The following is a 14,216-nucleotide window of genomic DNA, read 5'->3' as shown; positions in this document are numbered from 1 at the left end:
AATGGAGCAAAAAGATAAAGAGGGCCTGCAGATGACAGGCTCCTCCATATGTTTAACTAATCATATTCAGATGATTATAGAGCGGAAACTGGAAATTGTAAATAACGATTCTAATAGACCAGAAATAAAAGGTTATTCTTAGAGGCAAATCGTTATTTCCGGCCGTAATCGGCTTTGATTTCGCCCCACTGCTTCGTCTGCCATTTCAGTACCTTATTGCTGTACGTATTCGTCTGTAGCCACTGCTCTGCACGTTCAATCATCAGCCAGATCTCTTCCGTGGAGTTGTCCCGTGCTAACGTCGTGGCTACTTTCTTCTGCTTCAGCCATTTCATGGCATTGACCGAGTCGGTATACACCGTTTGGGTACTGCCTTCTTTCTTCAGATGTGCGAGGGCATGTACAATAGCCAGGAATTCGCCCAAATTGTTCGTACCTTTGGAGATGGGTCCGACGGAGAAGATAATTTCACCTGTGCGGGTGTCTACCCCTTTGTATTCTACAGGTCCGGGGTTACCACGTGTGCCCACATCAACAGAAATGCTGTCGTAATCCACTCCTTCCGACGTTTCCATACCTGCGCTTCTTCCACTACCAGCCGACTTCGTCTTCGACGCTCCGCCTGCACTTGAACCCCAGTTCCCTTTCCATCCGGCACGGTATGCCTCTTCTGCGGTCGCTTTGGATTCATACGATTTATATTTAGCTCCGGTATACTGATCCGTCTGTGCTTTGCATTCTGCCCATGTGCTGTACACGCCTGGCTTCTTACCTTCCCAGACTACGTAGTATTTCTGCTTTGCCATCCATAACCGCTCCTTTGTTTACTGCATCAATATCCTATTGTAAACGATTGGGAGGGATGAATGAAAGTGTCTCACGCTTCTACTGCGGCACTAATGAGTTGGACTTTAATAGATCGAAATAATTTCTATAAAAATCATTATTTCCCAGCAAATATTCGTGATTTCCACAATCATCAATTTCCCCATTTTTTAGTACAACAATTTTGTCCGCATCTCGAATCGATGAGAGTTTATGAGAAATAATTATTCTAGTACAATGTATTTCTTTTAAATAATCATCAATTTGCTTTTCGTTTTTATAGTCCAATGAGCTTGTTGCTTCATCAAGAACGATGAATTTAGGATTATTTATAAGCGACCTAGCAATGGCTATCCTTTGCCTTTGTCCACCGGATAAATTGGTTCCTGACTCAGAGATTAATGTGTTAAACTTCATAGGCATGCTCATAATATCATCGTAAATGTTGGTTTTACTTGAGATTCTATTTAAATGTTCCTCATCAACTTCATCACCATGAAGTATGATATTTTCTCTTATACTTTTATTGAAAAGGGTAATTTCCTGCGGGACAACACCAATTAAACTTTTCAAATAATTAGTCTCAATTTCACTGCTGTCATATCCATCAAAATATACGTTCCCAGAGGTTGGGGGATATAATCCAACTATAATTTTAGCTAATGTACTTTTCCCACTTCCACTCTCTCCAACTAGCGCAACTTTTTCTCCAGAATTAATACTTAATGTTATTCCACTCAAAACATTTCTTTTTCCATATTTGTAGGTAATATTATCTAAGAGTATATTACCTTCCAATGCTGGCTTTATTCCCTCTTGGTTGCCTACTTCCTCATCCTCAGCTAGAACATCATGTACTCTGTTTAAATACAGTGTTGATGCAACGAAAGAAGAATAAAGCTGAAATAAAGACTTACATATACCAAATAGCTGGATCGATAAGGAATAAAGCATTACAACTACCCCAATATTTAACTTTTCTTGTAAATAGAGATAGGAACCCAGTCCAATAACAAGTAATGGAGAAACTGTTTCAAATGCGCCTATTACAGTCTGTAAATAATTTGAAAAGTTCTCCTTTGCTCTGATCGATGAGATAAAACATTCTAATTTCTTTTTCCATTCCATATATACTTTTGATTCAATTCCGTTAATTTTTACTGAGAACATATTAAATATCATTTCATTTTGATAGGATTGCAGCTTTGAAGTATTCATTACCTCAATATTCGTAAATCTGGCCAAATACTTTCTATTCACTAACAAAAGTAAGCTATATATCAAAATCAGAACACAACATAATAACGCGATGGGAGTGGAGAAAAAAAACATATACATGATTACAAAGACAAGAAAAAATAAATTCATTGCGCTTGTTATCACTTCTGTAGACAATGTATTTCTTATAATTCTTATACTGGAAGCACTATATAAAATATCTCCTGATGAACGAAATTGAAAGAAATGGTATGGTAGCTTCAACAAATGAGAGAAAAAATCATCCATGAATTTATAATCGACATTATTATTAATATACAACACTGATTTTCCCTGAACTAGTTTAATAATCGTTTGGAATGCTACGACGATTAAAGCTGAAATTAAAACACTTTTTATGTTTATTCCGTCGCTACTTAATCGATTAATAATTTCTTGTATAAAGTAACTCAGTATTAGCGTTATCCCATATAGTAGTAATGAAGAAAACAAAAAAACCATCATGGATTTTTTGTTTAAAAAAATATACTTCACATAGTGACTCCACACACGCTCCCTTTTCCTTACTTCTGTCTTTTCAGTTGTAGCTACTTCTATAATATAGTTACTAAATTTCCTGTTAAACTCTTCATAAGAAATTCTAACCTTATCTATCGATCCTGGATCGAATATCCAAACACCTTTTTTATCAAATTTTTCAATAACAACAAAATGATTTTCTTCCCAGAAAGCAATGCAGGGCAAACCAAAATTTTCTGTATCATTTGCTTCAATATGATATACTTTTGCTTCAAAATTTAGATTTTCAAATATTTCAATCATATCCAATAAATTCAATCCGTCTCTTCCCGTTTTCCCCATTGCCCTCAATTCTTTAAGGGTTACGTTACACTTGTAAAAATCACATATCATAGCTATGCAAGAATATCCACATTCAGTCTGATGGATTTGTCCAACCATCCTCATTCTTTTTTTCACTTTACGCTCTCCCAATTTAAATTAATAACCATTTAGTAGCGTCAAACTTCTAAGTAAAGAACTTTAGGAATATCTTGAATTAAAATGGAAATTAAGAAGTAAACTAAACCGGCCTCCCCTAAAAACAGCCCTATGGACTCAGCATTTGCTCCTAAACCACCAATATAGTCGTTTCCATTTTTCGGAACATAAAAATACTTTTCATGTAAAGCATTGTTGTACTTCAAAATCAGGAAATTCCCAAGATAGCCATGACATAAGGAATAATTCGTAAACCGCTGAAGCGATTTTTCCGAATTATCTTTTAATTGATCCAGCATCAAAATATCTTGAGGCATATTATATTTCATTATATTCCTGGAATAATATACTCCTACCGATCCTTGACACCAGTAGTCCTCACTATGCTCGTTATCGTTCTTCCTAGTATCACACCACTTGTGCATAGATGGATCATATTTCTCGTTTTCCATTTTAAGAAGTGCCACCATTATATTATGTGGGATACTAGTATAAGCAGAGGCGAGATCTAGAGCAAAGGCAATACCAGAAAAACCATGTGCGAAACCTGTACGGTAATCCTGAGCTGACATCTGAACTTCTATCTCATCTATAATATACTTAGTGATCACTCCTATATTTATGCTCAGCTCTTTGGTTTCAGATGCATTATTAACTCTGCACAAAATGGCTAACAGACTACTTATACCACTAACAAAATCAATTTCAATCTGTTCTTGTTCGATCATACTTATAACTTTAATTGAGAATTTCCCTGCCAGCTCGACCGCTTTAGATATTAACATTTCTTCATTTCTTAACTTGCCTAAATAAAGATACGTGTAGATAATAGAAGCAGTGTTCCCAAATCCACATATATTATTTTCATGCTCAAGTACCTTTTCTTCATTAGTGACGATATCCTCAAGTAAAAGTGAATAATAAGGTTCATATTTCTCAGAATTAATGTACTTAGATAATAAACTAAATAAAATACTCATTCCTGTAATACCATCGTATAAACCATACATCATATAACCCAACTTAGCTTTATGATTGTGATCATTAATGTGTGAGAACCATTGAATTCGCCCACTTGGTAGCTTGGTGGATTTATTTAATATATTCTCAACCCAATAATCTATTTGTTCTATAATAGCTGCTTTGTCGTCAATGTGTATTCTCAGAGCTTCTTCTGAGTCGATATATTTTGAATCAACATCCGTTTTTGATAATTCGAATTGAAGAGACAGTTTTATAATTTTAACTTGTAACTTCAAATCATCATTATTTAGTAAATTAATTTTCTCTTTTGCATATGACATTGGAGACGCTTTGAAATAATTATCCATTTGAACAGTATTAATTTTTAAAGATTTACTTCCGATTGTAGTAGAGAAGTAAGGTACATCTTCATTTTCTAAACTTTTCATCTCTTCTTTAATTGCAACAAGAGGAAATTTTTCGGATTCAGATTCCAGTAACAAGTTAAAAAGCTCTTTTCTTTTTTCATTGCTTATTAAGTATTTAGGATACTTAGACATCGCAATAAATTCAGCATAAGTTTGAGTAGGCCGTAAAACCACTCTTATTGTATCTGTCTTGAAAATATCAATGATCTTTGAAAATTCATCTTTGAAAGATCGTATTAAATTATAGCCATATGTAAATCCTTCGCAGATTTCATCAATGTACTGAGATGCTTCTCTTTTTTCTCCTTCAAAAGAAGGTATATTTCTTTTCCCACTTACCACAAAAGGTTTTTTAATAAATTGCATATCGTCACTATTAATATTCGTAAGCTTCAAGTTTGAATATAGACTAGATACCTGGCCGTCTTTTCCTGATAATCCACTTATCTCAAAATCCAATATTTTTCCATAATCCATAGGAAGCATCATCGTAGACAACACGGATGACTGATAAGATTCTGTAAGTTCATCTCCATCATAAGATTCTATACTGGAAAAGAATGTTTCGATATCGATCAGGACTGGATGTGACTCATCCGCAATTAAATTTTCATAATGAAAATCACTGGCATTGAGAATGTACATAAGAGCTATATTGATCCCTTGCCTATAGTAAAAATCACGTGCTGAGTCTGAACTCTTTAAATCTCTATTATTGATATATTCCTGCCATCCATATTCTTGTTTATCTATTACTTTAGGATATCTTAGAAACCGATTATGGCTGCTCCCTTTGGAATTAATCCAATCTAACGTTGCATTAAAATGCTTCTCCAAACTTAATGATTTAGGCTTGTAAACAAATTTCCCCAAAGAGCTCTCTATTAATTTGACACTTTTTCCATTATTATGAGAATCCCCCATTCCAAATTTATACCCAATTAGAATAAAATCAGAATGAAAGAATATGCTCCTAATATCATTGTAATCCTCTCTCACTTTTGTAAGAATATAAATTTGCTCTTCTAATATTTGATTTATACTTAATACTATTAGTGATAGTAATTCAGAATACACTTCTATGATCTCAAAGAAACCTTCCTGAGAACCTAATATTTGTTCTACAAAATAAGAGTAACGTTCTTCTTTAGTTTCCCCAAGCAATGAACCGCTTACTCGATTTATGTTTAATTCTGTTAATAAAGTGTTTGAACAAATTTCTCTGATTTTATTCAAAATCTCATCTTGTATGTTATTGAAGTAAATAGAATGAAAGATAGTTGAGTTCATAAATGACATAAAGTTACTTTCAATAAGACGTTTGATTGAATAACAAAATGGATTATAAAAAGTGTAGAAATATTCAGCTGTTTCTGAACTCGTTTTCTCACCGATAATAAAATATTCCGTAAGTAAACTTAGTAGCTCTTGATTATTTTTCAATAGTGGAAAAGTACAAGTACTATTCATTATTCCGGCCCCTTTATCGTTCAATAAATGGTATCCCATCGTACAAAAAAAGCAAATTATCAAGAGTACGACTTTGACTAATTTGCTCTTCTTCTAAAAAATTATAATTTCAAAGATTAACAATCACCTGTGCAAGCTGTTGATGGACAAACTGCCATCGTAACTAAGCCACAAATCCAAGAAGAAGTTGTGATAGGAGGAATAGCCCCTCCGACTCTATCCTGCAGCTCACTTACTTCTTTCTCACAAATAAAAGTGTTATTCTCCAAAATTTCTTTTCTAATTTCGCGTTTTGTCATTTAATATTCTTCCCTTCGTAATCAATTTTTAAGAAACTATTTATGTTAACTTTTGTCAAAGTCGTACCCAATAATTAATATTAATTTTTTGACCACCGCTTGATCTAAACAGGAAAGAAAGATGCTTCTCTTATACTTCAAACGGTGGTTGAAAATTGCTAGAAATATTTAAAATATGAATTGGACTCTAGGCAATCACCATGGATGAGAGAGATCTAATCCGAATATAAGCTGCAATATTTCCCTTTATTATCCATCAACTCACTGTGTGTTCCTTGTTCTACTATTTCTCCATCTTCCATAAAATAAATACAATCACAATTCTTAATGCTATCTAACCGATGTGCAACAATTATTGAAATATTTTCCTGACTGAGTATGTTATTCATGATTTTTTTCTCAGTTGTATAATCAAGATAACTCGTTCCTTCATCAAATATGAGAACTGTTGGATTGTTCAATATGGCTCTTGCAATTGCAATTCTTTGTTTCTGTCCACCAGATAAATCCATACCAGAGTCTGTAGTTACTGTATAATATTGCATAGGAAACTTAGATACATCTTGATCGAGGCACGCAGCTTCTGCAGCTTTCTTCACATCTGCCTCATTATAGACATTTCTTTGTGCACGTATATTTTCATAAATTGTATCTGCATAAATATGCATATCTTGGAGGACACAAGATACCTGCTTACTTAAGGAAATCGTGTCTATTTCATTCGCTGGTATGCCATTATAAAAAATAGGCAGATTTTTCTCTCTATACAATCCAGATAACAATTTGATAAGCGTACTTTTACCACAACCTGTTGAGCCCACAAATGCTATTTTCTCACCACTTTGAATACAAAGATTAATATTCTTAAGAACCAAACTGGCATCCTTTGCATACGCAAAGTTCAAATTTTTTATTTCAATTTTTATGATTTTATCTATTTCTTTGATGCCTTGAATCTCTTCAGGATGCAGCACGATATCATTAATTCTTTCAATGAAACTTGAGTTGACAATGTACTCACTATACGTGTTCAACACTTGACTTATTAATGAGATCGACATAATGGTAAACGTTTGGGCAATGATAATGTCGCCTAGTGTTACTTCCTGATAAATGAATAAATAAAACCCTACTAAAAGTAGCAATAAAGGAATTACAATGTTGATTGTATTTCCGAAAGTTGAAAGAATACCTTGATAAATCTGCTTTCTTTTTCTTATCTTTTGTAATTGAGAAAACACATCTTCCCATCTTGAGTAAATTTCATTCTCTGACCGCATCACCTTCGTCAACTGAATTGAGTGTAGTGTCTCTATTTGAATACCGTTAGATAATGAATTTAAAGTGAACTCTTGATGACCCAATTCTTTGATTTTATTGGATAGACTGATAATGAGTATTTGGTTCAGTACTAATAAAATAATGTGTATCCAGAACAATTTCACTGATATTGAACAGACATATCCAATTAAAATGAGAAATAATCCAATATCAAAAAACATTTTTATATACTTGTCCAAAAGGAAATCTTTCAGAAGATTCACACTACCCAAGCTAGTCATCAATTCGCCATTAGTCCGAGATTCAAAAAACGAATAAGGTAAATTCAACGTTTTTTTGAATGCTTCTGACACTATTTTTTTCTCAGTATCCACACGAAGAGACAAAGAGATAATCTCACGAATGAATGCTGTAATGCCTACAACCATGAAAAACAGTATCAATACAATAAGAAAATCATTGATAGTCCCTAAATGCTCTTCAAGGTTAGTATGATTCGTAACTTCTGAGATGCTATTAATTATTCTTTTAGAAAATTCTGCAGAAAAAATAGTTATTAGATACATAAAAATCGATAGCACTATGCTTAATGTTATTTTGCCTGCTGATGATTTCAATGATGAAATAAAGAAATACCATTTTTTCTTAAACCCTATATCAGGTATTTTTAAAGAATCCTCTAATGGATGAACCTCTAATAATATGTTATTGAAATGAGTTAATATATCCTTTTCAGTACAAGAAATCCTACCTAATTCAGGATCTATAATCGAATAACGATTATTCTTTATGCTTTCCAATACAACAAAGTGTCTGTTGTCCCAGAAAAGAATAGCTGGGAGATTCACCTTTTTCAGTGTGTCTGTTATACCAGCAGTCTTTATTTTTAGTACTCTGGCTTTGTAATTATACTTTTCAATATATCCTTTTATATGAAATATATTGACTCCATCCCTAATTGAACCAATCTCATTGCGAATATCTCTTAATTGAACATGACAACCATGATAATCTAATACCATTTTGCAACAACAAAGCCCACATTCATTGGGTTGTAATTGTCTGATTATCTTGATTCTTTTCATTTAAACACCTCATGAGGGGGCAATTTCCTATCTTCTTCGTTTTGTGTAGGTGCCACTACACTGGTCTTTGAATCTATTTCACTAGCATTTATAAGGTAAAGAAATCAAACGTTTGTTCTGGATACAAATGTTGCAATACGGAATGTCCCCAGCCCGAAACGCCTATCACTAAACCTAAGGATTCTGAATGGGATAACACTTGTTTTTTCCATTTTTTATCTATAGTTTTATGGAACATACTAATATATGTTGTATTGCATTGTTCCAGAAGATTCTCATCACCAAACACCATCGCGTATTTTTGAATAATTCTCAAGCTTCCTAAATCTCCATGACAATAAGAAGGATTAGCTCCAAATCCTTTTTCGACGATAATATCAACTAAATTTCTTATATATCTTTCATCTTTCAGCATTTCTGACTTGGATTCTTTAGCTATTATTTGAGTTAATAACAAACCTGGAACTCCATGACACCAACCGTGTGAATATTTTTTTGATTTAGGAATATTTTCCCAATCATTCAAATCTTCATCATAAGCTGTATCAATGTAATTGGATATTTCTTTTAAGAAATCATTACTTACAAGTTGATATCCTATTACGTCATCCTCGATTGATTTTAGTTTGATCAGTGATGCCAAAATACCAGCATTTCCATGGGCATAGCCAACATATGCTAATGTATTTTTGTTCTCCCAATAACAAAAATTCTCCTTGCGTACAGCGTTCGTATACAAATTAGAATAAGAGTCCTCTAACAATGGACGGATAAGGTTACGATAACCAGGATATAATTCATCTAAAGCAATTAAACTTGTGATTAATCCACTAGATCCCGAAAAAATATCATAGTTATTACTATTTTTCACCAATCGCTTCAGTCTTTGTAATGATGTGTCCATTATCTCTTCAAAATTCTGAATAGGTATTATTTTATTAATAACCGCTATACTTAATAATAATCCACTGGTTCCATTGTAATAGCCAACATTGCCACTTTCATATAGTTTTTCCTGTTGTAAAAAACGGATATTATAATTCATAGCTTTGATAACAATTTCTTTATATTTTTCATTACTAGTGAATTTATAAAGTTGAGCCAGGAAGAGGGCAATTCCTGCATTACCTAAGTAAACATCATTCCCTACTGGTCCAACACCAAATTCCGATTCTTCTTTTCCTAGAATAGTAGTACTGATCCATGTAACAGATTCTTTGTTAGCATGAATCGCTCGTTTTATTAATAGATCTCCAATATTTTGAACAAGATATCCAGCTTTTTCAAGCTCGATATTATTTTTTTCTCCTTCTAAAGATCCAAAGACAATATCTGTTTTATCACCTTTGTATTCTTTTAATCTCATTGCTTGGTCAATCAAAATTTTCTGGTTATCTAGGTCATCTAATGACATCTTATTTATTTTAAAAATCGTACTCTCCAGTGGAGTTTTATCTGAAAGTACACCTAGATTATTATTATTGGAATCCATTATCTCTAAACCATTCGTATTTGCATAAAATATTGGAATGTCATAGTTCATTAGTTGATTGTATTCACTGTAAACAAAGGATAATTGATTCTCACGTTCAAAAGCTAATTTGGAAAAGAGTATTTCACGATTCGTTTTATTCCCTATAATATAAATATTTTTACTAAGGAGAAGTAATTTAGAATATAAAAAAGTAGGACGTAATATCACTCTAATTTTCTGATTACTGAAATATTTGATTATCATATTCTGGTAAAGAATCTTATTATTCAGAATCCACTTATAAAAATATTCAAAACTACTTTGTATAATTAAATTCATTTCAAATATCTTAGAATCATCAATCTCTTTAATCGGATTATTTTCACTTACCCCATTGAATCCGAATTTCCTCACATGTTTTGGCTTTCCATCTTCGTCAATGCTAAACTCCGAAAATTTAAACGGTGAAGTTTTTTGTTTTTCCGCACCAATTCCACCAATCTCTAAGGAGTAATCATCTGAATCGTAGTTTTTAACGATCTTTTTAGGTAGTATTCCTATATCTAAAACCGTAGGATCAGAAGATTTGATAATTTCCAAAAATCCGTGATCATACAAATTCTCATTTAGGAATATGTTGGAATGAAAAAGTGATTCCAGATCAACTAAAACAGGATCTTTTCCATGCGCAATAATATTTTCACTGTGAAAATCAGTGCCATTTAATGTATACATAACACATAAAATATATCCTAATTTTTCGTAGTATATCTTCATTTCTTCCTGGTTTTCAACAAGAACATGTTCAACTTCTTTGAAGTAGGAATAGTTGAGTTCACTGATAACTTCTGCTCGCTTAAAGTTGAATTTCTCATCATATGTAGATAATTGATCCATAAAGTCAAAAAAGTTTATATCAAGCTCACCAGTTCTCGGTTTGTAATATACAATCCCCTGATTAAATTCAATCTTAGCAACACTCTTACCATTGGAATGTGTGTCACCACTCCCAATTTTAATATCCTTCACTTTAAGAGATGAATTGGATATCGGTAATAAAGATTGTATTTTTTTTAAATCAACCGTTATATTATTAATGATATTTTCAATATATTGTAAATAATGATTAATTCTTAGGCTAATTAGAGAGAACAGATCAGGATATAATATTTCACATTGGCTTCTAAAACGTTTAGTGTGAAATACTTCTTCAATGAAGATTTGAAGAGCCTCCTCACCGTTTTTATTTATGAAATTTGTATTATTCTCTTTAAAATAAAGCGTAGCCTCATCAATTAGAAAATACCACAGATCATTTTCTATGATTTTCTCCAGCTGATTATTCTGGGACTCTCTGAAATTGATTTTGTCCAATAAAATTTCACAAGGATCGATAATGTTATTCAATTTAATCAAGAAAAAATCGAGTTCCTTTTTGAAAAAATCATCTTTCTCTTGACCCAATTCAATACTTTCAATGCTTAATATTTTGTTTGCGTTTTCATTGTTAATTTTATCAACTAACATATCTATACTTGCATCGAAGAAGTGTTCGAGATGAGATTCCAAATTTTTTTCATTCGGAATACTTAGTAGAGATTTCCAGAATGGTATTACATCATCTTTAGTCAAATTCACAATGGTCCCTCCCTAAACTCTTGATAAAATAAGCTGGGTATATGTATAACCTAATTTAATTAGTTACAGGCGCGCTGACATTCTTTTGATAATGTACACCAACCGCCTTCATTACCTAAGAAATTGCTGAGTGTAAACGTATTTGTAGTACATCCACCTTGAATACTGATGTCAACTTCGGTAAGTTCTTCTGCTAACACAGGAGATAAAAATTCCATTTTCTCATTTTTATTGAAAGTAATAAAAGGGTTTCTATTATTTACCATTACAATCACTCCTACTTTTTAGAATATATACCCAGCTGATTTACATTATAAGACTTTTTTTTACTTTTTCAATCTTTTTTTTGATTATATTTACATTTATTGAAGTTATATGTGTTTTGTTTGTGACATTTTATATCATTCTCCTCTCATCCTTCCCCTTACAAAAAAAACTACACTATCCTAGGTTAAACACCTACGATAGTGTAGTTTCATGTTTGTTTTAAATTCCAGGAACATCACTCTTCATATATGTCAAAATTCTTTAAACTCATATCTCTTTTTTATTGAAAATTAGATTTCCTATAATAAAAGCAATTGAGAAATACACCACAGCCTCTAACCAATTAAATAAGACACTTCCAACCGAAAAGGGTATATTATCGGTCATTATAATAACAGGAAAAATTTTCAGATAAGGTTTAATTCCAACAATCAAATTCTCAAAATTCCCAAAAAACACAGGTATTATATACGTAATAATATAATACTTCACCAAATTAGAGATTATCTTTTCTTCTGTAAAACAAAGCATTATAGATATTGAAAAAGCTGCAATAAGAAGAGGAATTGTTTGAATTATACTTTGAAAAAAAATAGTTTGTTCGGTAGGATTTTTATGTACTATAAGCAACTCAATCGTAGAAACAATAAGGATCAAATCAATAATACTGATTAAGACTAATATAGAAAATATGATAACAAATTTTGATATATATATGCTTTTTCTGCTTATTCCTGACGCAACTACATTTTTAAACGTACCATTGGAATATTCGCTGGAAAACAGATAAATCGTTAGAAATGGTATAATAAGTATAAGACTGTTAAATGACAGTCTGCAGAATTTATATATAAACCCTGTATTGTTATAACCGAAATCAGGGTTTGAAAGCCCAACCGACCACACTAGAAAAACCCCAAATATAGGAATTGCCGCAATAATAAAAGGTAACAAATATATAAGTTTTCTAGATTTTATTCTGTATATTTCACTTTTAAGATAATTATTCATCTTTCCACACCTCCAACTAAATTGATAAAATAGTCTTCCAAGGAGTCAGTATCTTCATGTATGGATTGTATTTTCTCGTCTGCCTGAAGGATAACTTTTGATATACCCGAAATATCTATATGTTCACCAGATATTTTAATAGCCAGATTATCTTGCAGAGTTACTTCGTTATTTTTAAAAGTGTTTTTTAGAAGAGGATATATTTTATTGTAATTAGAAACTTTGATGATAATTGAGCTCTTAGCAATCTTTTTAAAATCTTCAATACTAATTTCCTTAATCATTTTCCCATTATCAATAAAGCCTATTTTTGTAATTAAATGTTCAAGTTCAGATAGAATATGGCTAGAAATCAGTATAGTCGTATTCGATGTTTTATTTAATTCCAGTAAAAAATTTCTTATTTCTTTGATGCCAATGGGATCTAATCCGTTAATTGGTTCATCCAAAATTAAAATTTTTGGATCATTTAGTAAGGCGAGAGCGATCCCCAGTCTTTGCTTATTCCCAAGAGAATATTGTTTGAACTTCTTTTCTGCGAATTTATTTAAATCTAAATCGTTAAGAAGTTTTTCAATGCGCTTCTTATCAGTGATTCCTTTTTGAATTCTATAATATTCCAGATTTTGCCTACCTGTTAACTCGGGGTAAAATGCTGGATATTCTATTAAAGAACCGATGTTTCCCCTTTGATCAGAACCTTGTTTCAGTTTTTTTCCAAACAACTCTATTTCCCCTGAGTATTGAGTAGATTGACCACATAATACTCGAAGCAAAGAAGACTTACCTGCGCCATTTTTCCCAATTAAACCATAAATATCGCCTTCATTAATTCTCAGATTGATATTATCCAGAGCTAAGGTATTTCGATATTGTTTATTTAAATTTTCTATTTTAATTAATGTGCTCATCTGTCCCTACCTCCGCTCAATTTTTAAAGTCTCTAACGTAGTAATAAGCAGCTGATATAGCTCCTACCAGGACAGTAACCGCAAAGCACATATAAATGATTTGTTTGTAATGCAACATATCGTTTGGAACTAAAACAACAAATAGGGCGAATACAATGATAAGTGAGATAAACATCTTATTCGTCACATTAAGCCTGATTTGTAAGCTGTATTCATCTTTTTTTCCAATCTTGTTCAAAAACAAAGTATATACAAACGCACTGATTATCCCTATAAATGTAACTACACCTATGAAAATGTTGAAATTACTACTAACGTCTAACCAGCGATCTAAATTATTCATCATG

The 14,216-nt window shown here is 32.1% G+C and carries 10 protein-coding genes; all 10 read right to left on the bottom strand.

The genetic code is table 11. The annotated features are described in order from the left end of the window. Positions 1 to 152 precede the first annotated feature (152 nt). Entirely contained in the window at positions 153 to 806 is a 654-nt protein-coding gene (rnhA, locus tag C0Q44_RS12195; RefSeq protein WP_105407469.1) for a ribonuclease H, read from the bottom strand. A gap of 79 nt (positions 807 to 885) precedes the next feature. Next, the gene (locus tag C0Q44_RS12190) at positions 886 to 3,021 is read right to left on the bottom strand and encodes a peptidase domain-containing ABC transporter (protein ID WP_105407468.1); all 2,136 of its coding nucleotides are present in this window, start codon (positions 3,019 to 3,021) and stop codon (positions 886 to 888) included. 41 nt (positions 3,022 to 3,062) lie between these two features. Next, positions 3,063 to 5,876, bottom strand: a complete 2,814-nt coding sequence (lanM, locus tag C0Q44_RS12185; RefSeq protein WP_181150957.1) for a type 2 lanthipeptide synthetase LanM — start codon at positions 5,874 to 5,876, stop codon at positions 3,063 to 3,065. Between the two features lie 143 nt (positions 5,877 to 6,019). Continuing rightward, a complete protein-coding gene (locus C0Q44_RS29855; protein ID WP_146113448.1) occupies positions 6,020 to 6,202 on the bottom strand; it encodes a class II lanthipeptide, LchA2/BrtA2 family in 183 nt (60 codons plus the stop codon). A gap of 215 nt (positions 6,203 to 6,417) precedes the next feature. After that, the gene (locus C0Q44_RS12180) at positions 6,418 to 8,568 is read right to left on the bottom strand and encodes a peptidase domain-containing ABC transporter (protein ID WP_105407466.1); all 2,151 of its coding nucleotides are present in this window, start codon (positions 8,566 to 8,568) and stop codon (positions 6,418 to 6,420) included. Between the two features lie 88 nt (positions 8,569 to 8,656). After that, on the bottom strand, positions 8,657 to 11,680 hold the full coding sequence (lanM, locus tag C0Q44_RS12175) for a type 2 lanthipeptide synthetase LanM (RefSeq protein ID WP_105407465.1): 3,024 nt from the start codon (positions 11,678 to 11,680) through the stop codon (positions 8,657 to 8,659). Between the two features lie 59 nt (positions 11,681 to 11,739). Next, complete coding sequence (locus C0Q44_RS12170; protein WP_105407464.1) at positions 11,740 to 11,946, bottom strand: plantaricin C family lantibiotic; 207 nt, start codon at positions 11,944 to 11,946, stop codon at positions 11,740 to 11,742. A gap of 268 nt (positions 11,947 to 12,214) precedes the next feature. After that, positions 12,215 to 12,958 (bottom strand): ABC transporter permease, encoded by a 744-nt coding sequence (locus tag C0Q44_RS12165; RefSeq protein ID WP_105407463.1) that lies wholly within the window; start codon positions 12,956 to 12,958, stop codon positions 12,215 to 12,217. After that, positions 12,955 to 13,869: an ABC transporter ATP-binding protein gene (locus tag C0Q44_RS12160; protein ID WP_105407462.1), complete on the bottom strand. Its 915-nt coding sequence runs from the start codon at positions 13,867 to 13,869 to the stop codon at positions 12,955 to 12,957. The genes C0Q44_RS12165 and C0Q44_RS12160 overlap by 4 nt, the downstream gene beginning before the upstream one ends. A 16-nt stretch (positions 13,870 to 13,885) precedes the next feature. After that, positions 13,886 to 14,215 (bottom strand): hypothetical protein, encoded by a 330-nt coding sequence (locus C0Q44_RS12155; protein WP_105407461.1) that lies wholly within the window; start codon positions 14,213 to 14,215, stop codon positions 13,886 to 13,888. Position 14,216 lies beyond the last annotated feature (1 nt).

The organism is Paenibacillus sp. PCH8, assembly GCF_002968835.1.
Taxonomy (GTDB): domain Bacteria; phylum Bacillota; class Bacilli; order Paenibacillales; family Paenibacillaceae; genus Paenibacillus.
This window is presented reverse-complemented; position numbering and strand designations above follow the sequence as displayed.